The sequence below is a fragment of the Streptomyces sp. NPDC049597 genome (assembly GCF_040675505.1).
Classification (GTDB): domain Bacteria; phylum Actinomycetota; class Actinomycetes; order Streptomycetales; family Streptomycetaceae; genus Streptomyces.
Genome location: NZ_JBFAOY010000001.1, coordinates 393,993 through 420,798, shown reverse-complemented (window position 1 = coordinate 420,798; position 26,806 = coordinate 393,993). Strand labels below are relative to the sequence as shown.

Annotated in this window: 24 protein-coding genes; 12 read left to right on the top strand and 12 right to left on the bottom strand. The window is 71.8% G+C overall.

Features of this window, described 5'->3' with window-relative positions; genetic code table 11:
• The first annotated feature begins 38 nt into the window (after positions 1–38).
• Together AB0K02_RS01935 and AB0K02_RS01930 are read left to right on the top strand one after the other, a co-directional pair.
• On the top strand, positions 39–1,418 hold the full coding sequence (locus AB0K02_RS01935) for a glycine--tRNA ligase (protein WP_365990373.1): 1,380 nt from the start codon (positions 39–41) through the stop codon (positions 1,416–1,418).
• 75 nt (positions 1,419–1,493) lie between these two features.
• Complete coding sequence (locus AB0K02_RS01930; RefSeq protein ID WP_365990372.1) at positions 1,494–1,727, top strand: hypothetical protein; 234 nt, start codon at positions 1,494–1,496, stop codon at positions 1,725–1,727.
• A 9-nt stretch (positions 1,728–1,736) separates the two neighbouring features.
• Here AB0K02_RS01930 and AB0K02_RS01925 read toward each other — a convergent pair whose 3' ends face one another.
• The gene (locus AB0K02_RS01925; protein WP_365990371.1) at positions 1,737–2,321 is read right to left on the bottom strand and encodes a TetR family transcriptional regulator; all 585 of its coding nucleotides are present in this window, start codon (positions 2,319–2,321) and stop codon (positions 1,737–1,739) included.
• A 31-nt stretch (positions 2,322–2,352) separates the two neighbouring features.
• Positions 2,353–3,372, bottom strand: coding sequence for an aldo/keto reductase (locus AB0K02_RS01920; RefSeq protein WP_365990370.1), 1,020 nt, complete (start codon positions 3,370–3,372; stop codon positions 2,353–2,355).
• Between the two features lie 228 nt (positions 3,373–3,600).
• Here AB0K02_RS01920 and AB0K02_RS01915 point away from each other — a divergent pair, with 228 nt between their 5' ends.
• Complete coding sequence (locus AB0K02_RS01915; protein ID WP_365990369.1) at positions 3,601–3,795, top strand: DUF6243 family protein; 195 nt, start codon at positions 3,601–3,603, stop codon at positions 3,793–3,795.
• 395 nt (positions 3,796–4,190) lie between these two features.
• On the opposite strand, the gene AB0K02_RS01910 is transcribed toward AB0K02_RS01915, so the two are convergent.
• Positions 4,191–5,612, bottom strand: coding sequence for an MFS transporter (locus AB0K02_RS01910; RefSeq protein WP_365990368.1), 1,422 nt, complete (start codon positions 5,610–5,612; stop codon positions 4,191–4,193).
• Between the two features lie 53 nt (positions 5,613–5,665).
• Here AB0K02_RS01910 and dusB point away from each other — a divergent pair, with 53 nt between their 5' ends.
• The 3 genes from dusB to AB0K02_RS01895 all read left to right on the top strand — a co-directional run bounded on the left by dusB (position 5,666) and on the right by AB0K02_RS01895 (position 11,870).
• Positions 5,666–6,817: a tRNA dihydrouridine synthase DusB gene (gene dusB / locus AB0K02_RS01905; RefSeq protein ID WP_365990367.1), complete on the top strand. Its 1,152-nt coding sequence runs from the start codon at positions 5,666–5,668 to the stop codon at positions 6,815–6,817.
• Positions 6,818–7,438: 621 nt separating this feature from the next.
• Positions 7,439–10,147, top strand: coding sequence for a pyruvate, phosphate dikinase (gene ppdK / locus AB0K02_RS01900; protein ID WP_365990366.1), 2,709 nt, complete (start codon positions 7,439–7,441; stop codon positions 10,145–10,147).
• 703 nt (positions 10,148–10,850) lie between these two features.
• Entirely contained in the window at positions 10,851–11,870 is a 1,020-nt protein-coding gene (locus tag AB0K02_RS01895; protein ID WP_365990365.1) for a winged helix-turn-helix domain-containing protein, read from the top strand.
• Here AB0K02_RS01895 and AB0K02_RS01890 read toward each other — a convergent pair.
• On the bottom strand, positions 11,840–13,000 hold the full coding sequence (locus AB0K02_RS01890; protein WP_365990364.1) for an alkaline phosphatase PhoX: 1,161 nt from the start codon (positions 12,998–13,000) through the stop codon (positions 11,840–11,842). The two genes, AB0K02_RS01895 and AB0K02_RS01890, sit on opposite strands and share 31 nt — an antisense overlap.
• Positions 13,001–13,302: 302 nt before the next feature.
• Between AB0K02_RS01890 and AB0K02_RS01885 the strand changes: the two genes are divergently transcribed.
• Entirely contained in the window at positions 13,303–13,725 is a 423-nt protein-coding gene (locus tag AB0K02_RS01885) for a VOC family protein (RefSeq protein ID WP_365990363.1), read from the top strand.
• Between the two features lie 43 nt (positions 13,726–13,768).
• On the opposite strand, the gene AB0K02_RS01880 is transcribed toward AB0K02_RS01885, so the two are convergent.
• On the bottom strand, positions 13,769–14,545 hold the full coding sequence (locus tag AB0K02_RS01880; RefSeq protein ID WP_365990729.1) for an AraC family transcriptional regulator: 777 nt from the start codon (positions 14,543–14,545) through the stop codon (positions 13,769–13,771).
• Positions 14,546–14,695: 150 nt separating this feature from the next.
• Here AB0K02_RS01880 and AB0K02_RS01875 point away from each other — a divergent pair, with 150 nt between their 5' ends.
• Complete coding sequence (locus AB0K02_RS01875; RefSeq protein WP_365990362.1) at positions 14,696–15,688, top strand: DMT family transporter; 993 nt, start codon at positions 14,696–14,698, stop codon at positions 15,686–15,688.
• A 24-nt stretch (positions 15,689–15,712) separates the two neighbouring features.
• On the opposite strand, the gene nirD is transcribed toward AB0K02_RS01875, so the two are convergent.
• The 3 genes from nirD to AB0K02_RS01860 are packed head-to-tail and all read right to left on the bottom strand — an operon-like array spanning position 15,713 to position 19,877.
• Positions 15,713–16,075, bottom strand: coding sequence for a nitrite reductase small subunit NirD (nirD, locus tag AB0K02_RS01870; RefSeq protein WP_365990361.1), 363 nt, complete (start codon positions 16,073–16,075; stop codon positions 15,713–15,715).
• A complete protein-coding gene (gene nirB / locus AB0K02_RS01865; RefSeq protein WP_365990728.1) occupies positions 16,072–18,666 on the bottom strand; it encodes a nitrite reductase large subunit NirB in 2,595 nt (864 codons plus the stop codon). The genes nirD and nirB overlap by 4 nt, the downstream gene beginning before the upstream one ends.
• Before the next feature lie 11 nt (positions 18,667–18,677).
• Positions 18,678–19,877: an FAD-dependent oxidoreductase gene (locus AB0K02_RS01860; RefSeq protein ID WP_365990360.1), complete on the bottom strand. Its 1,200-nt coding sequence runs from the start codon at positions 19,875–19,877 to the stop codon at positions 18,678–18,680.
• A gap of 203 nt (positions 19,878–20,080) precedes the next feature.
• On the opposite strand from AB0K02_RS01860, the gene AB0K02_RS01855 reads away from it, so the two are divergent.
• Positions 20,081–20,866 carry a TSUP family transporter gene (locus AB0K02_RS01855; protein WP_365990359.1) on the top strand — a complete coding sequence of 262 codons (786 nt, stop codon included), beginning with the start codon at positions 20,081–20,083 and terminating at the stop codon, positions 20,864–20,866.
• A gap of 12 nt (positions 20,867–20,878) precedes the next feature.
• Here the strand turns inward: AB0K02_RS01855 and AB0K02_RS01850 are convergent, their stop codons facing one another.
• The 3 genes from AB0K02_RS01850 to AB0K02_RS01840 all read right to left on the bottom strand — a co-directional run bounded on the left by AB0K02_RS01850 (position 20,879) and on the right by AB0K02_RS01840 (position 22,718).
• Entirely contained in the window at positions 20,879–21,337 is a 459-nt protein-coding gene (locus AB0K02_RS01850; protein WP_365990358.1) for a hypothetical protein, read from the bottom strand.
• Between the two features lie 90 nt (positions 21,338–21,427).
• Positions 21,428–22,102, bottom strand: coding sequence for a class F sortase (locus tag AB0K02_RS01845; RefSeq protein ID WP_365990357.1), 675 nt, complete (start codon positions 22,100–22,102; stop codon positions 21,428–21,430).
• Positions 22,103–22,214: 112 nt separating this feature from the next.
• Positions 22,215–22,718 carry a hypothetical protein gene (locus AB0K02_RS01840; RefSeq protein WP_365990356.1) on the bottom strand — a complete coding sequence of 168 codons (504 nt, stop codon included), beginning with the start codon at positions 22,716–22,718 and terminating at the stop codon, positions 22,215–22,217.
• A gap of 248 nt (positions 22,719–22,966) precedes the next feature.
• Here AB0K02_RS01840 and AB0K02_RS01835 point away from each other — a divergent pair, with 248 nt between their 5' ends.
• The 3 genes from AB0K02_RS01835 (at position 22,967) to AB0K02_RS01825 (ending at position 24,468) form a co-directional block, all read left to right on the top strand.
• Positions 22,967–23,590, top strand: coding sequence for an NAD(P)H-dependent oxidoreductase (locus AB0K02_RS01835; protein ID WP_365990355.1), 624 nt, complete (start codon positions 22,967–22,969; stop codon positions 23,588–23,590).
• A 99-nt stretch (positions 23,591–23,689) separates the two neighbouring features.
• Positions 23,690–24,031, top strand: a complete 342-nt coding sequence (gene cutA, locus AB0K02_RS01830) for a divalent-cation tolerance protein CutA (RefSeq protein ID WP_365990354.1) — start codon at positions 23,690–23,692, stop codon at positions 24,029–24,031.
• On the top strand, positions 24,001–24,468 hold the full coding sequence (locus AB0K02_RS01825) for a gamma-glutamylcyclotransferase family protein (RefSeq protein WP_365990353.1): 468 nt from the start codon (positions 24,001–24,003) through the stop codon (positions 24,466–24,468). Before cutA ends, AB0K02_RS01825 begins: the two co-directional genes overlap by 31 nt.
• 213 nt (positions 24,469–24,681) lie before the next feature.
• On the opposite strand, the gene AB0K02_RS01820 is transcribed toward AB0K02_RS01825, so the two are convergent.
• Complete coding sequence (locus AB0K02_RS01820) at positions 24,682–26,784, bottom strand: molybdopterin oxidoreductase family protein (RefSeq protein ID WP_365990352.1); 2,103 nt, start codon at positions 26,782–26,784, stop codon at positions 24,682–24,684.
• Positions 26,785–26,806 lie beyond the last annotated feature (22 nt).

Sequence of the window (26,806 nt, the reverse complement as noted above, 5' to 3'; positions counted from 1 at the left end):
CATTCTCCGTTCGTCGTCGTCGTTATGAAGAGAGCACCGTGGCCGCCGACAAGATCGACACCATCGTCAGCCTGAGCAAGCGCCGTGGCTTCGTCTACCCGTGCAGCGAGATCTACGGCGGCCAGAAGGCCGCCTGGGACTACGGACCGCTGGGTGTCGAGCTCAAGGAGAACATCAAGCGCCAGTGGTGGCGCTACATGGTCACGTCCCGCGAGGACGTCGTCGGTATCGACTCGTCGGTGATCCTGGCCACCGAGGTGTGGGAGGCCTCCGGTCACGTCGCCACCTTCACTGACCCGCTCACCGAGTGCACCTCCTGCCACAAGCGCTACCGCGCCGACCACCTGGAGGAGGCCTTCGAGGCGAAGCACGGCCGCCTCCCGGAGAGCCTCGCCGAGGTCAACTGCCCCAACTGCGGCAACAAGGGTCAGTTCACCGAGCCCAAGCAGTTCTCCGGCCTGCTCTCCACCCACCTCGGTCCCACGCAGGACTCCGGCTCCATCGCCTACCTGCGCCCGGAGACCGCCCAGGGCATCTTCACCAACTTCGCCCAGGTCCAGCAGACCTCGCGCAAGAAGCCCCCGTTCGGCATCGCCCAGATGGGCAAGTCCTTCCGCAACGAGATCACGCCGGGCAACTTCATCTTCCGCACCCGCGAGTTCGAGCAGATGGAGATGGAGTTCTTCGTCAAGCCGGGCGAGGACGAGCAGTGGCACGAGTACTGGATGGAGCAGCGCTGGAACTGGTACACCGGCCTCGGCCTGCGTGAGGAGAACATGCGCTGGTTCGAGCACCCGGCCGAGAAGCTCTCCCACTACTCCAAGCGCACCGCCGACATCGAGTACCGCTTCCAGTTCGGCGGCAACGAGTGGGGCGAGCTCGAGGGTGTGGCCAACCGCACCGACTACGACCTCTCCGCGCACTCCAAGGCGTCCGGCACCGACCTGTCGTACTTCGACCAGGAGGCCGGCGAGCGCTGGACCCCGTACGTCATCGAGCCCGCGGCCGGCGTCGGCCGGACCATGCTCGCCTTCCTCCTCGACGCCTACAACGAGGACGAGGCCCCCAACGCCAAGGGCGTCATGGAGAAGCGCACGGTCATGCGCCTCGACCCGCGCATCGCGCCGGTCAAGGTCGCCGTGCTGCCGCTGAGCCGCAACGCGCAGCTGTCGCCGAAGGCCAAGGGCCTCGCCGCCGACCTCCGGCAGAACTGGAACATCGAGTTCGACGACGCGGGCGCCATCGGCCGCCGCTACCGCCGCCAGGACGAGATCGGCACCCCGTTCTGCGTCACCGTCGACTTCGACACTCTCGACGACAACGCGGTCACGGTCCGCGAGCGCGACACCATGAAGCAGGAGCGCGTCTCCCTGGACCAGATCCAGGGCTACCTGGGCAGCCGCCTGCTCGGCTGCTGACGTTCGTCCGCCGTTCCTCACGAAGCCCCCGGTTCCGGGCACGGAACCGGGGGCTTCGTGTGCACACTGGGGCCCATGGTGTCGACGACCACCAGCAAGGTCAGCAGATGGGACGGGCACGGCAGGGAACACGTCGTGCGCGTCCAGCGGTCCGGTGTGCAGCGGCAGTTGCGCTGTGACACCTGTGGGTGGCGCAGGAGCGTCCGTTATTCCCCCTGGCTTCGCCGGTGGTGCCCCCGACCCTGGATGAAGGCGGAGGAGCACCTGGTCCAGGAGCACCAGGCGACGGTCGACCCGACGGCCTCCTAGCGGAGGCCGTCAGGCGCGCAGGCCGCGCAGCAGGAGGCCCACCACGGCGTCGAACTCGGCGTCGACGGTGGGCTTCTGCCACTCCGGCGCGTACGCCGGGTCGTGGAAGCGGGCCGTCGCGCCGAACAGCGCCCGGGCCGTGGCCGCCGGGTCCTCGGCGGTGAACTCCCCGGCGCGGACGCCCTCTTCGACGATCTTGCGCAACTGGCCGATCAGGACCTCCAGATGCCGTTCCACCACGCCGCTGTTCTCGTCGATCAGCACGCCGTACGTGGCGAACAGCTCGGGATCGTCGCCCGCCTTGTGGCGCTTGGCCTCGAAGAGCGCGGAGAGCCAGTCGGCGACCTTCTGCCGGGCGGTGCGGTCCGCCGCCTCGGTGAGCGCGGCGAGGGCGACCTCGGTGCGGGCCAGCCAGCGGTCGGTCACCGCCTCGCGCAGCGCCGCCTTCGTGCGGAAGTGCCGGTAGACGCTGCCGTGGGAGACCCCGAGCGCCCGCGCGACGTCGACGACCGTGGCCTTGGCCGGACCGTAGCGTCGCAGCACCTCCTCGGTTGCTTCGAGGATGCGCTCGGCGGTCAGGGTCTCGGTGGGCATGAGGTCGACAGTACCCGGCGAGGCGGCGGGGTCAGCGCTCGCTGTCCAGGTGGGCCATCTGGGCCGCCGGATAGCGCTCGCCGGCCGCGGCACCTGCCGGGACCGCCCGCTCGACGGCCGCCAGGTCGTCGGCCGACAGCTCCACGTCCAGCGCGCCCAGCGCCTCGGCCAGTCGCGTACGGGTGCGGGCGCCGATCAGCGGCACGATGTCCTCGCCGCGCGAGAGCACCCAGGCGATCGCCGTCTGCGCCACGCTCACGCCCTTGTCCTCGGCCACCTTGCGCAGCTGCTCCACCAGGTCCAGGTTCCGCTGGAGGTTGTCGCCCTGGAAGCGGGGGCTCATCCCCCGGAAGTCGCCGGGGGTGAAGGAGTGGTCACGGGTGACGTGGCCGCTGATCAGCCCGCGGGAGAGCACGCCGTACGCCGTGACGCCGATGCCCAGCTCGCGGACGGTGGGCAGGATCTCCTCCTCGATGCCGCGGGAGATCAGGGAGTACTCGATCTGGAGGTCGGCGATCGGGGCGACGGCGGCGGCCCGGCGGATGGTCTGCGCACCGACCTCCGAGAGCCCGATGTGGCGGACGTGGCCGGCCTCGACCAGCTCGGCGATGGCGCCGACGGTCTCCTCGATCGGCACGTCCGGGTCCACGCGGGCGATCCGGTAGACGTCGATGTGGTCGGTGCCGAGGCGCTGGAGGCTGTACGCGGCGAAGTTCTTGACGGCGGCGGGCCGGCCGTCGTAGCCGGTGAAGTCGCCCTCGACGGTGCGCAGCGCGCCGAACTTGACGCTGATCAGGGCGTTTTCACGGGCGGACGTGCCCGCGCTGCGCAGGGCCTCGTTGATCAGCAGTTCGTTGTGGCCCATGCCGTAGAAGTCGCCCGTGTCGAGGAGCGTGACGCCGGCGTCCAGGGCGGCGTGGACGGTCGCGATGGACTCGGCGCGGTCGCTCTCGCCGTAGAGGGCGGACATGCCCATGCAGCCGAGGCCCAGGGGGAAGACGCGCGGGCCGGTGGTGCCGAGGGCGCGGGTGGCGTGCGGGACGGAGGTCATGAGGGGCTCCCATTCGTCAGGTCTCGTGCTGACGACTATGGCATGACTGCTGACAGATTTCAATATCTGTCATTCGGTGCGGAAAACCGGGTGCCGTCGGGCCGGCCGCGCGCTACTGTCCGTGTCATGTCTTCGTTCTTCCAGATCTACGAGTGAGACGGCGGCGGCCCGCCCGCCGTCCGGAATCCGAGTCACCTCTCACCCCTCTCACCCCGACGGGAGAACCTCATGGCCAAGAGCCGGAACAACCTGCTCGGCGTGGGCGGACAGCGCAAGAAGCTGTCCCGCGCCGACCAGCACGGAAACGGGCCCGCGCGCAGCGCGGACCGCAAGGCGGCCGCCGACCAGAAGCAGGAGCTGCTGCGCAAGATGCGCGAGCGCGCCGAGGGCCGCCAGGAGCAGCCGCAGGAGGACGCCTCCTGATCGCAGGAAGGGGCCCGGTCCGCGTGGACCGGGCCCCTTCGCGTGTCCGGCCTCGGCCATCGCGCGCCGCACCGAGTGAGCGGACCGGGCCCTTTCGCGTGTCCGGCCTCGGCCACCGCGCGCCGCACCGGGTGAGCGGACCGGGCCCTTTCGCGTGTCCGGCCTCGGCCACCGCGCGCCGCACCGGGTGAGCGGACCGGCCTGGAGCGCACCCTCCGCGGCGGCGCTGCCCAGCCGGCGACGCCCCGAAGAAGGGGCACCCCCGTCGGGACGAACGCCAGTCCCGCGGCCGCCGCGCTCATCGCCTGCGCCATGACCTGGAACGCACCGGGCGCTCGCGGTCCCGGCCGCCCACGCTTGACGCTCTGCCCGGCGGAGCGCCGACAGAGGCCGGGTCACCGGGGGGCGCGGGCCTCCTCCTCGGTGGCAGGCGCGAGGAGCCGGGCCGTGCGGCGAGCGGACTCCTGGGCACGACGGCCGCTGGTGAGGGCGCCGACGACGAGCACGCACAGGCCGCAGCCCGCGATGATCCACCAGGCGGCCCGGCTCGCGGCGACGAAGCCCTCGCTGTGCCCGGCGGTGGGGACTCCGGCGGCGAGTACGGCCCCGATGACGGCGACGCCGAGCGTCTGGCCGACCTGGCGGCTGGTGGAGGCGACGGCGGCGGCGACCCCGGCCTGGGCGCGGGGCATGCCGGAGACGGCGGTGTTGGTGATCGGCGTGTTGACCATGCCGAAGCCCAGGCCGAACAGCACGAAGCCGGTGAACATCAGCACCTGCGAGGTCTCGGCCTCGAACGCGGCGAACAGGACCCCGCTCGCGGCCATGGTGGTGCCGGCGACCAGCAGCGGCAGGCGCGGGCCCCGGCTGCCGACGAGCCGTCCCGCCAGCGGGGCGGACACGAGCGTGAGGCCCGCCATCGGCAGCATGTAGAGGCCGGCGTGCAGGGCGGAGTACCCGCGGACGTCCTGCAGGTAGAGGGTGTTGACGAAGAGGAAGCCGGCGAGTGCCGCGAACGCGCACACCGCGATGACGGTGGCCCCGCTGAACGGCAGGCTGCGGAAGAAGCGCAGGTCGATGAGGGGCTCGTGGCGCCTCGGCTCGTAGAGGAGGAGCCCGGCCAGGGCCACGGCCGAGAGCACGGCGAAGGCGGGGCGGGCCTCGATGATCGCGTACGTGAGCGAGCCGAGCAGCACGATCACGAGGAGCTGGCCGACGGGGTCGGCCCGGCGGGGCCGGGGGGCCCGGGACTCGGGGACGTAACGCCAGGTGAGCAGCAGGGCGGCGAGGCCGACGGGCAGGTTGACCCAGAAGATGGACCGCCAGCCCACGGAATCGACGAGCAGCCCGCCGACCAGCGGTCCCGCGGCCATCGAGATGCCGACGACGCCGCCCCAGAGGCCGATGGCCCGGGCCCGTTCGCGTGGGTCGGTGAAGGTGTTGGTGATGATCGACATGGCCACGGGGTTGAGCATCGAGCCGCCGACGGCCTGCACCATGCGGAACACGACGAGCAGTTCGAGGCTGGGCGCCAGCGAGCAGAGCAGGGACCCGAGGGTGAACAGCACGAGCCCGGCCAGGAAGACCCGGCGGCGGCCGATGCGGTCGGCGGTGGAGCCGGCGAGCATCAGCAGCGAGGCGAGGACGAGGGTGTAGGCGTCGATCGTCCACTGCATCCCCGCGACGGAGGCGTCCAGCTCGTCGCGCAGGGAGGGGAGCGCGACGTTCAGGACGGTGTTGTCGAGGCTGACGATCAGCAGGCTGGTGCAGCAGATCGCCAGGATCAGGATCCGGTGCCGACGGCCGATCTCGTCCATGGGTGCATAGTACGGCTAACTAAGGACCGTGCCGGTGAGCGACAATGGGGCCCATGACCACGCTCGCCCCTGCTGCCGCCACACTCCGGATCGGCCCGCACACCGTGCAGCCGCCGGTGGTGCTCGCACCCATGGCCGGAATCACCAACGCCCCCTTCCGCACCCTCTGCCGTGAGTTCAGCGGGGGCAAGGGCCTGTTCGTGAGCGAGATGATCACCACGCGAGCGCTGGTCGAGCGCAACGAGAAGACGATGCAGCTCATCCACTTCGACGCGACCGAGACCCCGCGCTCGATCCAGTTGTACGGAGTGGACCCGGTCACCGTCGGCAAGGCCGTGCGCATGATCGTGGACGAGGACCTGGCCGACCACATCGACCTGAACTTCGGCTGCCCGGTCCCCAAGGTGACCCGCAAGGGCGGCGGCTCGGCCCTGCCGTACAAGCGGCCGCTGCTGCGGGCGATCCTCCACGAGGCCGTGACCAACGCGGGTGACCTGCCGGTCACGATGAAGATGCGCAAGGGCATCGACGACGACCACATCACGTATCTCGACGCGGGCCGTATCGCGGTCGACGAGGGGGTCACGGCGATCGCGCTGCACGGGCGCACGGCGGCGCAGCACTACGGCGGCACGGCCGACTGGGACGCGATCGCGCGTCTCAAGGAGCACGTGCCGGAGATCCCGGTGCTCGGCAACGGCGACATCTGGTCGGCGGACGACGCGCTGCGGATGGTGCGCGAGACCGGCTGCGACGGGGTGGTCGTGGGGCGCGGCTGCCTCGGGCGGCCGTGGCTCTTCGGCGACCTGGTGGCGGCCTTCGAGGGGCGTACGGACGCCTACGCGCGGCCGTCGCTGCGCGAGGTCGCGGACGTGATGCTGCGGCACGCGACGCTGCTGGGCGAGTGGATCGGCGACGAGTCGCGCGGAGTGATCGACTTCCGCAAGCACGTGGCCTGGTACCTCAAGGGTTTCTCGGTCGGTTCGCAGATGCGCAAGAAGCTCGCGGTCACCTCGTCCCTGGACGAGCTCGGCACCCAGCTGCGCGAGCTCGATCTGGACCAGCCGTGGCCGGTGGGGGCGGACGGGCCTCGGGGCAGGACGTCGGGCAACAACCGCGTGGTGCTGCCGGACGGCTGGCTGAAGGATCCGTACGACTGCGCGGGCGTGAGCGCGGACGCGGAACTGGACACCTCGGGCGGCTGAGGGCCCGGCCCCCGGCGGGCGGCGCTGAACAAGCCCCGGAACGGACCGTGAGGGCCGGCCGGACGACTCATGCGGCTGGCATCAGGTGCCGGACCGGAGGCCCGCTCGTTTGAGCGCCCAAACCTGCGCGGCCGGGCAGGGTCCGACCACGGAGCGGATGGGATGAGCTCGATTCAGGGCCGGAACGGCGGCTCTGTGTCGCTCAACGTGATTCCATGGTGACGGAGAATGCTCGGGGAGGTGTCCGGATGGTGACATCTGAGCGGCGACCGGAGGGTGATTCTCGCCACCCCTGAGGACCTTGCGGCTCATATGAGCGCCATTTTGCATGGTGCATTTCTCAAAGGATGGCACTGAGTGCCAGGTGCCCTCGCTTTGATCGATCGACGCAATGAACACGCTCCGTGTGTCTGCTCAGGAGATCCAGGTACTCTCCGCACTCTTGCGTTCAAGCAATGAAGGCAGCTGACTCATCGCGGTGATCGGCGCGTCACTTTTGATCTGCTGGCGCACGGGTGGTTGAGCCCGTATGACGCGCAAGTGGACGTACCGAGGCGCCTTCGATCTGGGTATGTTCCTCGCCGTCAGGGCAGCCACCGAGTCCTCGAGGAGTCGAGACCCGTGTCGGAAAACAAAGATCAGAAGTTCGTCTACGACTTCACCGAGGGCAACAAGGACCTCAAGGACCTGCTCGGCGGGAAGGGCGCCAACCTCGCCGAGATGACCAACCTCGGTCTCCCGGTCCCTCCGGGTTTCACCATCACCACCGAGGCCTGCAAGGTCTACCTCGAGAGCGGTGAGGAGCCCGCGGCGCTGCGCGACGAGGTGACCGCCCACCTCGATGCCCTGGAGCAGTCCATGGGCAAGAAGCTCGGCCAGGCCGACAACCCGCTGCTGGTATCCGTACGCTCGGGCGCCAAGTTCTCGATGCCCGGCATGATGGACACCGTCCTCAACATCGGTCTCTCCGACGAGTCGGTGACGGGCCTCGCCGCGCAGGCCGGCGACGAGCGCTTCGCCTGGGACTCCTACCGTCGCCTCATCCAGATGTTCGGCAAGACCGTGCTGGGCGTCGACGGCGAGCTCTTCGAGGACGCCCTCGACGAGGCCAAGGCCGCGAAGAAGGTCACCGTCGACACCGACCTCGACGCCGCCGACCTGAAGAAGCTGGTCAAGCAGTTCAAGAAGATCGTCAAGGCCGAGGCCGGACGCGACTTCCCGCAGGACCCGCGCGAGCAGATGGACCTCGCCATCCACGCGGTCTTCGACTCCTGGAACACCGACCGCGCCAAGCTCTACCGCCGTCAGGAGCGCATCCCCGGCGACCTCGGCACCGCGGTCAACGTCTGCTCCATGGTCTTCGGCAACCTCGGCCCGGACTCCGGCACCGGTGTCGCCTTCACCCGTGACCCGGCCTCCGGCCACCAGGGCGTCTACGGTGACTACCTGCAGAACGCGCAGGGCGAGGACGTCGTCGCCGGTATCCGCAACACCGTGCCGCTCGCCGAGCTCGAGTCGATCGACAAGAAGTCGTACGACCAGCTGATGCAGATCATGGAAACCCTCGAGACGCACTACAAGGACCTGTGCGACATCGAGTTCACCATCGAGCGCGGCCAGCTGTGGATGCTGCAGACCCGCGTCGGCAAGCGCACCGCCGGAGCCGCGTTCCGCATCGCCACGCAGCTCGTCGACCAGGGCCTGATCGACGAGGCCGAGGCGCTCCAGCGCGTCAACGGCGCGCAGCTCGCGCAGCTGATGTTCCCGCGCTTCGACGACACGGCGAAGACCGAGCTGCTCGGCCGCGGCATCGCCGCCTCCCCGGGCGCGGCCGTCGGCAAGGCCGTGTTCGACTCGTACACCGCGGTCAAGTGGTCGCGTTCCGGCGAGAAGGTCATCCTGATCCGCCGCGAGACGAACCCGGACGACCTGGACGGCATGATCGCCGCCGAGGGCATCCTGACCTCGCGCGGCGGCAAGACCTCCCACGCGGCCGTCGTGGCGCGCGGCATGGGCAAGACCTGTGTCTGCGGCGCCGAGGAGCTGGAGGTCGACACCAAGCGCCGCCGGATGACCGTGGGCGACCAGGTCATCGAGGAGGGCGACGTCGTCTCCATCGACGGCTCCACCGGCAAGGTGTACCTCGGTGAGGTCCCGGTCGTGCCGTCCCCGGTCGTCGAGTACTTCGAGGGCCGCATGCACGCGGGCGCCGACGACGCCGACGAGCTGGTCGCCGCCGTGCACCGGATCATGGCCTACGCGGACCGGGTCCGCCGGCTGCGGGTGCGGGCGAACGCGGACAACGCCGAGGACGCGCTGCGCGCGCGGCGGTTCGGCGCGCAGGGCATCGGCCTGTGCCGCACGGAGCACATGTTCCTCGGCGAGCGCCGCGAGATGGTCGAGAAGCTGATCCTCGCCGACACCGACGACGAGCGCGCCGAGGCCCTGAAGGCCCTGCTGCCGCTGCAGAAGAAGGACTTCGTCGAGCTGTTCGAGGCGATGGACGGGCTGCCGGTGACGGTGCGTCTGCTCGACCCCCCGCTGCACGAGTTCCTGCCCGACATCACCGAGCTGTCGGTGCGCGTCGCGCTCGCCGAGGCCCGCAAGGACCCGCACGAGAACGACCTGCGCCTGCTCCAGGCCGTGCACCGGCTGCACGAGCAGAATCCGATGCTGGGTCTGCGCGGTGTACGCCTCGGTCTGGTCATCCCCGGCCTGTTCACCATGCAGGTGCGGGCGATCGCGGAGGCCGCGGCCGAGCGCATCGAGGCAAAGGGCGACCCGCGCGCGGAGATCATGATTCCGCTCGTGGGCACGGTCCAGGAGCTGGAGATCGTCCGCGACGAGGCCGAGCAGGTCATCGCGGAGGTGCAGGCGGCGACGGGCGTCGAGCTCAAGCTGGCGCTCGGCACGATGATCGAGCTGCCGCGTGCCGCGCTGACCGCCGGCCAGATCGCCGAGGCCGCCGAGTTCTTCTCCTTCGGCACGAACGACCTCACCCAGACGGTCTGGGGCTTCTCGCGCGACGACGTGGAGGCGAGCTTCTTCACGGCGTACCTGGAGAAGGGCATCTTCGGGGTGTCGCCGTTCGAGACGATCGACAAGGACGGTGTGGGCTCGCTCGTCCGCAGCGCGGTGGCGGCGGGCCGGGCGACGCGCCCGGACCTGAAGCTGGGCGTGTGCGGCGAGCACGGCGGTGACCCGGAGTCGGTGCACTTCTTCCACGAGGTGGGCCTGGACTACGTCTCCTGCTCCCCGTTCCGCATCCCGGTGGCGCGCCTCGAGGCGGGCCGGGCGGCGGCCCAGTCGACGGGCAGCGACTCGCGCTGACGCGGGGCGGTGCTCGGCCGACGGCGTCCGAGCACCCACGCGTCCGAGCGCGGACACATACTTCCGGGGCCGTCATCCGGGAGCGGGGCACGAAAACCCGCAGTCCGGAACCTCGACCCTCACCGGCGTCCCGGTGACGGTCCCGGAACTCCAGCGGAAGGGGCAGGCGCCCTGTGCGAGGCGCCTGCCCCTTCCGCGTTGTCCGTTCGGCCGCTTCGATCGAGCCGTCCGCCGGCGGCTCGCCTCCGCCGAGGGCCGTCGTCGAACCGGTTGCGCCCCCGTCGTCAGGAGCGCGGTCCGTGCCGGGGGGGCCCACGCCTGCTGACCATTCGTTCAGTTGAATTCCGTACGTCCAACGGGAATCGAATTCCCGACATTCTCACTGCCGGGGAAACCGGTTTCCCCCTGGAGAAACCGGCGGAGTGCGGCCGGCGGATCCCCACCCGCCGACCGCACTCCATTACCCGTGCCGGACACGGAGCCGCAACCTCCGCCACCGCCGCCGGACGCGGAAGGCCCCCCACGGTCCTTGCTGCGTCACATCGGTGAAGTAGGTTTCATGCCCGACGCCGTACAGCCTTTCGGTTGCCCCCGGGCTCCCGCGAGGCGTTTCAACTGTGGCTGAAACACCATGGTAACAACCTGTGATTGCATGCATACTCAGTGATGGGGGGCGATTGCGAGTGCAACAGGTGGGGGTTCGGTGCTTCGAATTCATTTCAATGCGGACGACCTGGCGAAAGTGCGCATGGCCGCCAGGCCCGACGCGTTGTGGGAATCCATTCTCAGTTTTCACCGATTGCGCGACCGCAGAGGCGCACTCACCTTCGGCGAATGGCGCTCGGAAGCCCGCACCCGGTTGAAAGGTGAAACACGCCTGCTCGCCCAGCTCGTACCGCCGAGGGGTTATTTCCCCGACTTCCTGACGCCCGCGGAGGGCCGTCACGGCCTCGACGCCGGACTGGAGGCGCTCCGCGCCACACCGCCCGTACGGCTGCACACCGAGCTGGCCCTCGCGGTCGCCCACCGCTCGCCGCTGCGCGTGCTGCCCGCCAGGCTCCTCGCCCTCGCCGAGGGGCGCTCGGAGGCCGTCGCCCGTCTCGTGGCCGCCCTGCGCGCCTACTACCGGGCCGCCGTCGAGCCGTACTGGCCCCACATCCAGGCCCGCGTCGAGGCGGACCGCGCCGTGCGCGGCCGCGCACTGCTCGACGGGGGTGCGGGCGAACTCCTCGCCTCGCTGCCGCCGGTCCTGCGCTGGCGCGCCCCCGTGCTGGAGGCCGACTACCCGGTCGACCGCGAACTGCGCCTGGAGGGGCGGGGGCTGCTGCTCCAGCCGTCGTTCTTCTGCCGCGGCACCCCGGTGGTGCTGCGCGACGCCTCGCTGCCGCCGGTGCTCGTCTACCCCGTCTCGCACGGGGCGGAGGCGTCCTTCGGCGAGGCGGCGGGCCCCTCGCTGGGCCGCCTCGTCGGCCACACGCGCTCCGCGGTGCTCCAGGCCATCCGCAACGGCTGCACCACCAGCGAACTGGCCCGCAGGGCAGGGGTCTCCCTCGCCTCCGCGAGCCAGCACGCCGCGGTGCTCCGCGAGGCCGGACTCGTCGTGACCCTGCGCCACGGCAACGCGGTCCTGCACACGCTGACCCCGCTGGGCGCCGCCCTGCTGCGCGGCGGCGCCTGTGCGGAGCCCGAGCACTACGCGCGGAACGGACCCGTCACCTCGTAGGTGATGCCGCCCGAGGAGCTGCCCGTCGTCCCGCGCTGGCTGGAGAAGTACAGCCGGCGCCCGTCGGGCGAGAAGGCCGGTCCGCAGATCTCCGAGCTCGACTGGCCGGTGATCCTCAGGAACGGCGCGACGACGTCGTCCGGCGTGATCACGCAGATCTCCATGTTGCCGCCGTCCTCGGCGACGAAGAGGTCGCCGGAGGCGGCTCCGGTCACGTTGTCGACACCGGTCAGCGGGGCGCCGCCGCCGATCACGAGGGAGTCGTCGTAGGCCAGTTCGTAGGTGTTGTTCAGCAGGTTCAGCTGCCACAGGCGGTTGTCGCCCTTGGTGGTGAACCACACGGTGTCGTTGGCGTAGTGGCAGCCCTCGCCGCCGTTGAACAGCTTGGCGCCGGAGACCTGGTCGCGGGTGGGGGTCGGGGAGCCGTCGGGGTCCGGCACGGTCGCCCACGTGAAGGAGCCGGAGGTGCCCGTTCCGGCCTTGAGCACCTGGAGGGTGCCGGAGGACAGGTCGCCCCAGGTGGTGGGGACGAACCGGTAGAGGCAGCCGTCGGACGCGTCCTCGGTGAGGTAGATCACCTTGCGCACCGGGTCGGCCGCGGCGGCCTCGTGGTTGAAGCGCCCCATGGCGGACCGGCGTACGGCGGCCTTCACGCCCCACGGGTCCGTCTCGTAGACGTAGCCGGTGCTGACCTCCTCGCAGGAGAGCCAGGTGTTCCACGGGGTGGCGCCGCCCGCGCAGTTGCGGTTGGTGTTGGACAGGATGCGGTACGCGCCGGTGATCGCGCCGGTCGAGGAGAACCTGACGGCGCTCGCGCCGCCGGTGGAGGAGATCTCCGAGTTGGAGACGTAGATCCAGCCGCTGCCGTCGGCGAAACAGGCGCCGCCGTCGGGGGCGTTGTGCCAGATGTACGAGGTGGCGCCGACCTTCTGGCCGGACCGGGCGATCACACGGCTGGTGAATCCGGCCGGGAGCTGGATGCCGTTCGCGTCGGCCGCGCCGAGCGCCCCGTACGGGCCCGCGCCGGGCTGCGCCGGAGCCGCGGACGCGGCGCCCTGCCACAGCGTGAAGCCGAATGCGGCGGCCGACGTGCCGACGACCGCGCCACGCAGGAAACTACGACGTTCCACTTGTCACTCCAGAGGGGGGATGACCGCCCCGCGGCACCGGCCGGCACCACGGGGTCGCGCAGTCGGAGAACCTAGGAGGGGTGAATTGACGCCACGGCAACGGACAGTGACACGGAGGCGTCGACTCCAGAGAGTCCCGCCGACCTACCGGCGCGTTGGTTCCCGGCCGTCACGGGAGTCCCAGGAGATGGCCGGAAATTTTCCTCGCCCGAGCGATGAGTACGGATGACCGTGCCCGTCTACCCCTTCGAGTACACCGCACCGCGAAGCACCCGACGAGAGCGCACGAGAGAGAGACGGCCATGCCCCAGATGATCTTCGTGAACCTGCCCGTGAACGACCTGGAGACCAGCAAGGCCTTCTGGAGCAAGCTCGGCTACTCCTTCAATCCGCAGTTCACCGACGAGAACGCCGCGTGCCTGGTCATCAGCGACACCATCTTCGCGATGCTGCTGACCCAGCCCCGCTTCAAGGACTTCACCAAGAAGGAGATCGCGGACGCCGCCACCACCACCGAGGTGATCCTGGCCCTGAGCGCCGAGAGCCGGGAGAAGGTCGACGAACTCGCGGACGCCGCCCTCGCCGCCGGCGGCTCGCCGGCCAACGACCCGCTGGACTACGGCTTCATGTACAACCGCTCCTTCCAGGACCCCGACCACCACATGTGGGAGGTCGTGTGGATGGACCTGGAGGCGGCCAAGGAGGCCATGGCGCAGGGCGAGTGACTCCTCCGGCGGGGGAGGCGGCGGGCCGGTCGTGACGGACGCGTCACGACCGGCCCGCCCGCTGGTACAGCCCCGGTGTCACGCCGAAACAGCGCACGAACCACCGGTGGAAGTGGCTCTGGTCCGTGAAACCCACCGCGACGGCCGCGTCCGCCGCCGGCGTACCGGCCGCGAGCAGCGAGCGCGCGCGGCGCAGGCGCACCAGCCGCTGCCAGTCCGCAGGCGACATCCCGTACTCGGCCCTGAAGGCCCGGTACAGGGCGAACCGGCTGCAGCCCGCCGCCTCGGCGAGCGCCTCGGCCGTCACCTTCTGCGCGTACGCCTCCTCCAGCAGCGCACGCGCCCGGCGCGCCGCGAGCCGCCCCGGGCCGTCGCGCCCGGGGACGCGTGCGCGCGGCGGGCGCGCCGTGCCGCGGGCGACCATGGCGGTGACCGCCGCGGTCAGACGCTCGTCGCGCACCAGAGGATCCGCCTCGCCGACGAGCGCGGTGTGCAGCCGCAGCAGCGCGTCACGCAGCACCGGGTCGCTCAGCGCGGGCGCCGGGAACAGCGGCATGACCGCCCGCCCGCCGGACATGTCCGCCAGCACCCCGCGGACGACGTCGGGGCCGATGTGCACGATCCGGTACTGGTACCCGAGGTCGGCCGCGGCCCGCCCGTCGTGCGGCTCGTCCGGGTTGAACGCCATCACCATGCCCGCGCCGCTGGTGTGCGCGCCGCCCCGGCAGCTGAAGCGCTGGGCGCCCGCCTCGGTGATCCCGAACGAGTACGCGTCATGGCTGTGCGGGTGGTAGACGTGGTCGAAGAAGTGGGCGTGCATGGCCTCCAGCGGACGGTCCGGGTCGCGCCAGTAGCGTGCCCAGCCGTCGCCGGTCGCGCCCGGTGAGCCGTGAGCGGTGTCCACCCCCTCATTGTGGGCCCCGCACGAACGTACAAGACCGGGAAGGGCGGACCGGGCGACGCTGGTCCCATGAACTCGGCGAAGACGGCGTACCCGGTCAAGGGCAAGGACAACCCGTATCTGCTGCTGACGGTGACGATGGTGCTGTGGGGCAGCGCCTTCAGCAGTTCCAAGGTGGTCGTGGAGCAACTGCCCCACGGTGTCGCGGCGTTCCTCCGCTTCGGCGGCGGCGCGCTCGCCCTGCTGGTCGCCGTGCGCCTCTTCGGACGGCGCGGCGCACGGGTCGCCGCGCGCGACAGGGGGAGGGCGGCGCTGGCCGGGCTGCTCGGCGTCTTCGCGTACAACCTGTGCTTCTTCTGGGGGCTCTCGCTGGCGCCCTCGATGGACGCCGGCGTGATCCTCCCGGTCATGAGCCCCGTCCTGACGACCGCGTTCCTGCTGCTCGCCCGCAGGGAGACGGCGTCGCCCGCCCGCATCGCGGGGCTCGGCCTGGGCGTGGTGGGCGCCGTGGTCTTCTTCGTGGGGGCCGGCACCGGCGGAGGGGGCGCGACGCGGTTGACCGGGGATCTGCTGTTCCTGCTCAGCGCCGTCTGCTGGGCCTCGTTCACGCTCGCCGGGCCGCGCGTGCTGGCCGGCATCGAACCGCTGCGGGCCACGACGTACGCGACCTGCGCCGGAGCCGTGGCCCTCGGCCTCTTCTCGGCCCCCGAGCTGGGTGCCGTGAGCTGGAGCGAACTGCCCGCCGGGACATGGCTGAACGTGGTGTACCTCGCCGTCGGGCCGACCGCCCTCGCCAACTTCCTCTACTACCGCGGAGTCGGCGCGGTCGGTCCCGCCTCGGCCTCCGTGATGATGTTCCTCGTGCCCGTCTTCGGCAGCTCGGCGGCCATCGTCTTCCTGGGCGAGTCCTTCGGCGTCGTCCAGGCGGCCGGCGCCGTGGTGCTGCTCGCCGGCGCGGTGCTCGCCGTCACCCAGGGGCGCCTGCCGGGCCGCCGGGGCCCGGCAGGAGGGGATGCCGCTCACGCGCCGCGAAGAGTCAGGGCAGTGACAGACGACGCGTGAGCGGAGCCGGGGGAGTGCCCGCGGTCAGCCGAGGCGGACCTCGTAAGCGGTCACCGAGACCGTCTCGTCGTCCAGGCAGCGGCCGGACGCCAGGTCGAACCGCTGCTTGAGCAGCGGCGACGCGACGAACGGCCGGCCCGCCGCCGTGCCGATCAGGCCGCGCGCGAGCACCTGCGCGCCGGTGAACGGGTCACGGTTGTCGATCGCGTACGGCACGCCGTCACGGTCCAGGAACAGCCCGGCCTGGCGGCCGTCCGGCAGCAGGGCGGTGACCCCGCGTCCGGGCGTGAGCCGGGACAGCGGGCACACGGCCAGCCACTCGTCGCCGATCCGGAGCTGGATCTGCGTGTCCGTCGACAGCGGCGTCTTCTCAGGGGCGATGGTCATCGGGCGGCAGTACCTTCCAGGGCTTCGTCCAGGGGACGGATGGACAGCAGCGGCAGGTCGGGCTTGACCTGGTCGCGCTCGGGAACGAACTTCACCGTCGGGTCCGGCACGTCGGGCGCGTTGACGAACGACACGAACCGCAGCAGCCGCTCGGGGTCGTTCAGCGTCTCGGCCCACTCGTCGCGGTAGCCGGCGACGTGGTCGGCCATCAGGGACTCCAGCTCGGCGCAGATGCCCAGCGAGTCGTGCACGACGACGTCGCGCACGTGGTCGAGGCCGCCCTCGATCCGCTCCAGCCAGGTCGAGGTGCGCTCCAGCCGGTCGGCGGTGCGGATGTAGAACATCAGGAACCGGTCGATGAGCCTGATCAGTTCGGCGTCGGACAGGTCCTGCGCCAGCAGGTCGGCGTGGCGCGGGGTCGCGCCGCCGTTGCCGCCGACGTACAGGTTCCAGCCGTTGGCCGTGGCGATCACGCCGAAGTCCTTGGACTGGGCCTCCGCGCACTCGCGCTGGCAGCCGGAGACCGCCGACTTCAGCTTGTGCGGGGAGCGCAGGCCGCGGTAGCGCAGCTCCAGGTCGATCGCCATGCGGACCGAGTCCTGCACGCCGTAGCGGCACCAGGTCTGTCCCACACAGGACTTCACGGTCCGCAGCGCCTTGCCGTACGCGTGCCCGGACTCGAAGCCCGCGTCCACCAGCCGACCCCAGATCTGCGGCAGCTGGTCGACCCGCGCGCCGAACAGGTCGATGCGCTGGCCGCCGGTGATCTTCGTGTAGAGACCGAAGTCGCGGGCCACCTCGCCGATGACGATCAGCTTCTCGGGGGTGATCTCACCGCCCGGGATGCGCGGCACGATCGAGTACGAGCCGTTCTTCTGCAGGTTGGCGAGGAAGTGGTCGTTGGTGTCCTGGAGCGCCGCCTGCTCGCCCTCCAGCACGTAGCCGGAGGCGCCGATCGTGGGCGCCAGCGAGGCGATGATGGAGCCGACGGCCGGCTTGCAGACCTCGCAGCCGTTCGTGCCGCGCGCCGCCTCCCGGCCGTGCCCGTCCAGCAGCTCCTGGTACGAGGTGATGCGCAGGACGCGCACGATCTCGTACAGCTCCTGGCGGGTCTGGGCGAAGCAGCCGCACAGGCCCTTGTCGACCTCGACGCCCGCGGCCTCCAGCTCGGCGTTGACCAGCTGGCCGAGCACCTTGACGCAGCTGCCGCAGCCGGTGCCCGCCTTGGTGCACTTCTTGACCTCGGGGACGGTGGTGCAGGAGTGCTCGGTGACGGCGCCCCGGATCGTGCCCTTGGTGACGTTGTGGCAGGAGCAGACGACCGCGTCGTCGGGCAGGGCGGCGGGGCCGAGCGCGACCGGCGCCCCGGAGCCCGCGGGGAGCACCAGCTCCTCGGGGGAGACGGGCGGCACGGAGCCGGTGAACGCGCGCAGCGTGCCGTACGCCTCCGCGTCGCCCACGAGGATGCCGCCGAGCAGCGTGCCCTCGGGGTCGATGACGAGCTTCTTGTAGACACCGGCGCGGGAGTCCGAGTAGACGACGTCGAGGCAGCCTTCGGCCGCGCCGTGCGCGTCACCGAAGGAGGCGACGTCGACGCCGAGCAGCTTCAGCTTGGTGGAGGTGTCGGCGCCGGTGAACGAGGACACCTCGCCCTCCAGCGTGGCCGCCGCGGTCTCGGCCATCTCGTAGCCGGGCGCGACCAGTCCGTAAACGCGCCCGTCGGAGGCGAGCGCGCACTCGCCGATGGCGAACACGGCGGGGTCGGAGGTGCGGCACTGCTCGTCGACGACGATGCCGCCGCGCTCGCCGACGGCGAGACCCGCGTCACGGGCGAGCTGGTCCCGGGGCCGTACGCCCGCGGAGAAGACGACGAGGTCGGTGGCGAGGACCGAACCGTCGGACAGGGCCATGCCGTTCACGGCGCCGTTCTCGCCGGCGGTGACCTCCTGGGTCCCGACGCCGGTGTGGACGGTGAGCCCCATGTTCTCGATGGTGCGCAGCAGCGCGGCGCCGCCGCCCTCGTCGACCTGCACCGGCATCAGGCGCGGCGCGAACTCCACGATGTGGGTCTCGAGCCCGAGCCCCTTGAGCGCGCCGGCCGCCTCCAGACCGAGCAGACCGCCGCCGACGACCGCTCCGACGCGGGACGTCTTCGCGTACTCCTCGATCGCGAGCAGGTCCTCGATGGTCCGGTAGACGAAACAGCCCTCGGCGTCCTTGCCGGGCACCGGCGGGACGAACGGGTACGAGCCGGTCGCCAGCACGAGGGTGTCGTAGGAGAGCGTCAGGCCGGAGCGCGCGGTGACCGTGCGGGCGGCGGTGTCGATCGACTCGGCCGGGTCGCCCAGGTGCAGTTCGATCCCGTGCTTCTCCATGAAGCCGTCCTCGACCATGGACAGGTCCTCGGGCGTGTTCCCGGAGAAGTACGAGGTGAGGCGGACCCGGTCGTAGGCGGGACGCGGTTCCTCGCACAGCACGACGACGCGCGCCCGGTCGGTGACGCCCCGGTCGGCGAGGGCCTCCAGGAATCGCTGGCCGACCATGCCGTGGCCGACGACCACGATGGTGGGGGTGATCGCGGGGGTGGACATCGCAGCCATGTTCAGAGGCCTCCATCATTGGTGAGCAGGTGGAGCAGGGGCACGGAGTCGGGAAGGGCTTCGTCGCCCTCCCAGGCCCGGGCGAGTGCGCCGACCGAGGCGAGATCCCCGAGCAGCACCCCGCCGACGAGCCGGTCCCCGCGGACGACGACCTTGCGGTACGCGCCGCGGGTGGCGTCGGCGAGCTGGACGACGTCGTCGCCAGGCCGGGGTGTGGGGTCGCCGAAGGCGGCGAGGTCGAGAGGGCTCGTCGCCGAGGCGAGTGTGAGCCGGGTCAGGGCACGGGTGCCGGTGTAGCGGGCGGTGGCGCCGGGCCTGAGCACGGACGCGAGGACGTCGGCCTGTTCGAGGGCCGGGCCCGCGAGGCCGTGGACCACGCCGTTGTGCTCGGCGCAGTCGCCGATGGCGTGGATGTACGGGTCGGACGTGCGCAGCTCGTCGTCGACGACGATGCCGCGGCGCACCGTGAGTCCCGCGTCCGCCGCGAGGCCGACTCGGGGGCGTACCCCACAGGCCAGCACCACGAGCTCGGCGTCGAGCGCGAAGCCGTCGGCGAGCACCACGGCGCTGACCGCGTCGTCGGCGCCGGTGCGCAGTCCGCGCACCCGGCACTCGGTGTGCACCTCGACGCCCATGGCCTCCAGGTGGCTGCGCAGCAGCGTCGACGCGGAGACGTCGAGCTGGCGTTCCATGAGGTGCTCGCCCTGCTGGGCCAGCACCACCTTGGCGCCGCGCTCGGCGAGCGCCCGGGCCGCGGAGACGCCGAGCAGCCCGCCGCCGACGACGACGGCCCGGGTGCCGGGCCGGACGGCCCGCGACAGGGCCTCGCAGTCGTCCATGGTCCGGAAGGGGTGCACGCCCTCGGGGAGGCCGGGGCCGATGCCGCGCAGCGGCGGCAGCACCGGGTTGGAACCGGTCGCGAGGACCAGCCGGTCGTAGCCGACCTCCGTGCCGTCCGCGCAGTGCACGAGCCGGCGCTCGCGGTCGATGGACGTCGCCCGCACGCCGCGCCGCACGGGCACCTCGGGCAGGGCGATCACCTCGGGCCCGTACCGCCCGGCGAGCACCTCGGCGAGCAGCACCCGGTTGTACGGGGCGTGCTGCTCCTCGCCGATGACGGTGACGCGCGCGCCCGCGCCCAGCTGCCGCGCGAGCCGCGCGCCTGCCGTCCCGCCGCCGATCACCACGATGTCCGAAGTCATGCAAGCAGAGTGCGTCGCCGGTGTTACCCGGCAGGTTCCCTTCTGTTTCCCGTGAGGAACGCTGCCCTCAGCGGGGGCGGTGTGCGGGTGTGAGGGGCCGTCGCTCACAGGCGGCTGCGCGCCGGTCACGGAAAGCTCAGAGGACGCTCAAGAAACAGAAGTTCGTTGGACGCTGCACGCACCCCGTCCGTAGGGTCGCCGGCGTGCCCGACATATCACTGACCATGCTGGTCGTCCTGTGTCTCGCCGCCGCGGCGGCCGGCTGGATCGACGCTGTGGTGGGCGGCGGCGGACTGCTGCTCCTGCCCGCCCTGCTGCTCGGACTGCCGAACGTCTCGGCCGCCCACGTCCTCGGCACCAACAAGGCCGTCGCGATCGTCGGCACCACGGGTGCGGCCGTCACCTATGTGCGCAAGGCGCCCGTCCGGCTGAGCACTGCCGTGCGGATCGGGCTCGCGGCGCTCGCGGGCTCCATGGGCGGCGCCTTCTTCGCGGCCGGGATCAGCAGCGACGTCCTGCGGCCGGTGATCATGGTCGTGCTGCTCGGGGTGGCGGCCTTCGTGATGCTGCGGCCGACGTTCGGGACGGTGACCGACGAGGCGCGGCGTCGTGTGAGCCGGGCCCGCACCGTCGCGGCGATCGTCCTCGTCGGCGGCGGCATCGGCTTCTACGACGGCCTGTTCGGGCCGGGCACCGGCACCTTCCTGGTCCTGGCGCTGACCGCCGTGCTCCACCTGGACCTGGTGACCGCCTCCGCGACCGCCAAGATCGTCAACGTCTGCACCAACGCGGGCGCGCTGGCGATGTTCGCGTACCAGGGCACCGTGCTGTGGCAGCTGGCCGCGGTCATGGCGGTCTTCAATCTCATCGGCGGCATGATCGGCGCCCGCATGGCCCTGAGGAAGGGCAGCGAGTTCGTGCGCGGCGTGCTGCTCGTCGTCGTCTTCTCCCTGGTCGCCAAGCTCGGCTTCGACCAGTGGAGCGCGTAGCGGCTCCCCTGCTCAGGAGCGGTCGGCGGTCTCCGCGAAGACGGCGTTCGCGCGCTCGGTGATCTGCAGCAGGACGCGGGCGGCGACGGCCAGGTCCTCCTCGGGGACGGCGCCGTAGACGCGGGGCGCGACCTCGGCCGCGAAGGCGGCGAGCCGGGACTGCAGGGCCCGGCCGTCCTCGGTGAGCTGTATGCGATCCTCCTCCGCCGAGGCGGCCGTTTCGACCAGCCCGGAGCCGGCCAGCTCCGCCAGGGCCTTCAGCGCCTCGCCCTCGCCGATCTTCACGGTGAAGGCCATCCGCTCCGCGATCGCCCGGCGCGCGGCCGTGCCACCCTTCGCGGCCAGGGCGTTGAGCGCGATGGAGTGGACGAAGGTGTTGCCGGTCCGGGCCAGCTCGCGCTCCAGCAGGGCGCGGGCGGCGTAGTGGGCCTGGCCGAGGATCTGGCTGTTCAGCAGGGGTGCGGCGGACATGGCTGCTCCTTGAGGGCTCGACGACGTTCCACGGCGGAGGCATGGGGCACGCCGCCGGACCAATACCGTACATGGCTACTATGTCCATGGCTAGCTTTTTCCGCCGTGACCCGCCGCGTCCTGCCGCACGCCGATCAGGTGCCCGTACGCCACCACGTTGCCCCGGTAGCCCGTTTTTTCCGAGAAGCCGCCGCCGCAGGTGATCACCCGCAGTTCGGCGCGGTCGCTCGGGCCGTAGACCTTCTCGTCGGGGAACGCGTCCACCTCGTAGACCTCGATCGCGTCGATGGTGAACACCGCGGTCCGGCCGTCCTCGCGCGTGATCTCGATCCGGCTCCCCTTCCTGAGCGCGCCGAGGTCGTAGAAGACGGACGGGCCCTCGGCGTTGTCCACGTGGCCCGCGACGATCGCCGTGCCCCTCGTGCCCGGCGCGGTGCCGTCCTCGTACCAGCCGACGAGATTGCGGTCGGCGGTCGGCGGGGTCTCCAGACTGCCGTCGCGTGCCAGGCCGAGGCCGGTCACCGGGGCGTCCACATCGATCTCGGGGATGCGCAGCCGCAGCGGCGCGGAGGCGGGCAGGGGGTCGGCCGCCGCCTCGGTGTGCTCGCCCGCGGCGAACGCCTCGGCGGCCGACGGCATCGGCGGGGTCACGTCCCGCGCGCCGTTGTGGACCAGCCACAGCCCCGCGCACACGGCCAGGACGACACCTATGCCCTCGGGGCCCCTCTTCCGGTTCCTCCCGGGCTCGCGTGCCCGTGCGCTCATCTCTCCTCCCGAAGGTGGTGGGAGCCGAAACGGCTCGCACCCCGCCCCCGTCGGCTCGGGGCCTGACGGGAGCGGGGGCTCGGGCGGTGCGGGATCCGGTGGAACCGGCCCGTCAGCTGTCCTGCGCGCCGCTCGCCCGGCGGCGCAGGAGCAGGGTCCCGCCGACGGCGGCCGCGGCGATGACCGCCGTGCCCGCCGCGATCTGGGTGGTGTCCGGTCCGACGCTGCCGCCGACACCGGTCCTCACATGGCCGCTCGGGCCGTCACGGCGGATGGTGACGTCGCCGTGGGCCTCCTTGCCGTTCTTGCACAGCACGCGGATCCCGTACGTACCGGGGCGCGTGTCGTCGGGCACCGTGAACCGGCCCGCCGCGAGCTCCTTGTGCGTGCCCCGCGACACCTTGAACTCGCCCGCGCCCAGCTCCCGCGCGTCCCCGGTGCCATGCCCGTTCCTGCCGCAGGCCTCGGTGCTGACGGTGACCGTGCCGCCCGGTGCGGCCGTCGGCGGGTGGATCTCCAGGGAGCCGGGGTCCCCGGCGAAGGACGTCGTGGAGCCGAGACCCAGCGAGGCGATGACCAGCGCGGAGCCGGTCATCAGGCGGGCGGTCCTGCGCATGGGGTCCTCCGGGGGCGGGCGGTGCGGTGGTCCTCTGTTCAGAGGTAAGGGCGGGCCGGGCCGCATGCCTGCTGATGGCGCATCAGAATCACCGGTCCGTAGCCGCGTGTCCTGCTGGACTCGCGGTGTTGCCGCAGGTCACGGCTGGGGATGTCGCATTCGGGTGCCGTGCGCTCCGCAAGGTGCCGAACGGGTGACCGCACAGGGCGCTTGACCTCAACCAAGCTTGAGGTACCACGCTCCTTCCCATGGACCTCAACACGCATGAGAAGACGACCGTCACCCCTGCCGACCGGACCCCGCTGAAGCTGGCCGTCATCGTCGCCAGCAACCGCGAGGGACGCTTCGGGCCCGTCGTCGCCGACTGGTTCCTCTCCCGCGCCGCCCGTCGCGAGGACTTCACCGTCGACCTCGTCGACATCGCCGAGACGGACCTGCCCACGTCCCTGTCCTACAAGCCGTCGCCGGCCGTCACCGCCGAACTCGCCAAGGTCACGCCCCGGCTGGCCGACGCCGACGCCTTCGTCGTCCTCACCCCCGAGTACAACCACTCCTTCCCCGCCTCCCTCAAGTCCCTCATCGACTGGCACTTCGGCGAATGGCAGGCCAAGCCGGTCGGCTTCGTCTCCTACGGCGGCATGTCCGGCGGGCTGCGCGCCGTCGAGCAGCTGCGGCAGGTCTTCGCCGAGCTCCACGCCGTCACCGTCCGCGACACGGTCTCCTTCCACAACGCCGGCGCCCACTTCGACGACGAGGGCAACCACCGCGACCCCGCCGGACCCGACGCCGCCGCCAAGACGATGCTCGACCAGCTCGCCTGGTGGGGCGCCGCCCTGCGGTCCGCCAAGGCCGCGCACCCCTACGCGGCCTGAGGCGCGGGCGGGGCGGCGCGAGGGGCCGGGAGGTGCGTACCGTGGCGGGCACGGGCCCCGTCCCCCGTGCCCCAGCCGCCTACCGAAGGAGCCCCCGCCGTGGAGCAACAGCCCGCCGCGCCTCCGCTGCTCGTCGTGCTGACCACCACCGACAGCGCCGAGAAGGCGCACGAACTCGCGCAGGGCGCGGTGGAGGCCAGGCTCGCCGCGTGTGCGCAGGTCCTGGCACCGGTGACCTCCGTGTACCGCTGGCAGAACGCCATCGAGCGCGCCGAGGAGTGGCAGATCCTCTTCAAGACCACCCCGGCCTGCTACGACGCCCTGGAAGCACACCTGACCGCCGTGCACGACTACGACACCCCGGAGATCATCGCCCTCCCCGTGGCGCGCGCGGGCGCCGCGTACGCGGCATGGGTACGGGCGGAGACGAAGACGCCGTGACCGAGCAGCTGCCCTTCTTGGTCTACGGCACCCTGCGGCCCGGCGAGCACAACCACGGCCTGTTCCTCGCCGGCCGCACCTGTGCCGAGGAGCCCGCGACACTGCCGGGCGCGCTGCTGTACGACGGGCCGGGCTACCCGTACCTGGTGGAGGACGCGCGGGAGGGCGGCGCGGTCGCGGGCGCGTGCGTGACCGCCGTTCCCGGGGAGTACGCCCGGCTGCTGAGGACGCTCGACCGGCTGGAGGACTTCGTCGCCCCCGGCCACCCGCGCAACATGTACGAGCGGGTGGCCCGCGAGGCGATCCTCGCGGACGGCACCGCGACACGCGCCTGGGTCTACGTCGCCGCCGCGGGCGTGGCCCGCGAACTCGCGGCAGGCGGACGGCGCATCGCGGGCGGCGACTGGTGCGTGCGTACGGGAGCGGCGGGGGTGTGAAACCGGGGCCGGTGGCCTGTCGGGCCGCCGGCCCCGCGCGGCCCGCGCGCACGGGCGGCAGGTCAGGCCGGCCGTTCGGACCGCGCGCACGGGTGGCGGGTCAGGCGATCGGTCGGACCGCGCGCACGGGTCGCCGGTCAAGGCGGCCGTTCGGACCCCGCGCACGGGTCGCCGGTCAAGGCGGCCGTTCGGACCCCGCGCACGGGTCGCCGGTCAGGCGGCCGGTTCCACGCGGACCGCGCAGACCTTGAACTCCGGCATCCGCGACGTCGGGTCGAGCGCCGGGTTGGTCACCGTGTTCACCCGGCCCTCACCGGGCCAGTGGAACGGCATGAACACCGTGTCCGGCCTGATCCCGTTGGTGATCCGGGCCGGTCCCACCGCCCGCCCGCGCCGCGAGACCACGGCCACCGGGTCGCCGTCCACGGCGCCGATGCGCTCGGCCAGCTGCGGATGCAGCTCCACGAACGGGCCCGGCGCCGCCGTGTTCAGCTCTTCGACGCGGCGCGTCTGCGCTCCGGACTGGTACTGGGCGACGACCCGGCCGGTGGTCAGCAGCACCGGGTACTCGGCGTCCGGCTCCTCGGCGGCGGGCCGGTGCGCCACGGGCACGAACCGTGCCCGCCCGTCGTCGGTGGCGAACCGGTCGAGGAACAGCCGCGGCGTCCCCGGGTGGACCTCTCCCTCGTCCTGCGACGCGGGCGCGGGGCACGGCCAGAACACCCCGTCCTCCTCGGCGATCCTGCGGTAGCTGATCCCCGAGTAGTCCGCGGGCCCGCCCGCCGAGGCCCGGCGCAGCTCGTCGAAGACCTCCTCCGGGTCCGACGAGAAGCCCTTCTCGTGCCCCAGCAGCCCGGCGAGGGCGCCGAGCACCTCGAGATCGCTGCGCACGCCGGGCGGCGCGTCGACCGCGCGGCGCCGCAGCAGCACCCTGCCCTCCAGGTTCGTCGTGGTGCCGGTCTCCTCCGCCCACTGCGTCACCGGCAACACCACGTCCGCGAGCGCGGCGGTCTCCGACAGCACCACGTCCGCCACGGCCAGGAAGTCCAGCGACCTCAGCCGTTCCTCGATGTGCGCGGCGCGCGGCGCCGACACCACCGGGTTCGAGCCCATCAGCAGCAGCGACTTCACGTCCGTGCCGAGCGCGTCCAGCAGCTCGTAGGCACTGCGTCCCGGGCCGGGCAGCGTCTCGGGCGCCACGCCCCACACCTCGGCGACATGGGCCCGCGCGGCCGGGTCGTCCAGCTTGCGGTAGCCCGGCAGCTGGTCGGCCTTCTGGCCGTGCTCCCGGCCGCCCTGCCCGTTGCCCTGTCCCGTCAGGCAGCCGTAGCCGGACAGCGGGCGGCCGGCCCGGCCGGTGGCCAGGCACAGGTTGATCCAGGCGCTGACGGTGTCCGTGCCCTTGGACTGCTGCTCGGGTCCGCGGGCGGTGAGCACCATGCCCGTGGGCGCGTCGCAGAACATCCGTACCGCCTCGCGCAACTGGGGCACGCCGACGCCGGTGAGCCGCTCGACCAGCTCCGGCCAGTGCGCCATCGCCGCGGCGCGGGCGTCCGCCCAGCCGCTCGTCCGCTCCTCGATGAACCGCTCGTCGGTCCGCCCCTCGGCGACGACCAGGTGCAGCAGTCCGAGGGCCAGCGCCAGGTCGGTGCCGGGGCGGGGCGCCAGATGGAGGTCGGCCTGCTCGGCGGTCCGCGTGCGCCGCGGGTCGACGACGATCAGCGTGCCGCCGTTCTCCTTCAGCTCCGTCAGGTACCGCAGCGCGGGCGGCATGGTCTCGGCGAGGTTGGACCCGACGAGGATCACGCACCCGGTCCTCGGGATGTCCTCCAGCGGGAACGGCAGGCCCCGGTCCAGGCCGAACGCCTTGTTGTGCGCGGCGGCCGCCGACGACATGCAGAATCGGCCGTTGTAGTCGATCTGCGAGGTGCCGAGCACGACCCGGGCGAACTTCCCGAGCGTGTACGCCTTCTCGTTGGTGAGCCCGCCACCGCCGAAGACGCCCACCGCGTCCGCGCCGTGCGTGTCCCTCGTGCGGCGCAGCCCGTCGGCGATCGTACGCAGAGCCTCCTCCCAGGTGGCCGGCTCGAGCCGGCCTGTGGCATGGGATCGAACGAGCGGCTCGGTCAGGCGCACCCGGGAGGAGAGCAGGGCGGGGGAGGTGCGGCCCTTGCCGCACAGCGCCCCCCGGTTCACGGGGAAATCGGGGCGTTCCACCACCTCGACGACCGCATCGGCCGCCTTGCCGCCGCGCAGATTCATGCCGCACTGCAGGGCGCAGTAGGGACAGTGGGTCGGGATGGTCTCGTCGCGCATGACGCCCAGCGTGGAACATCCG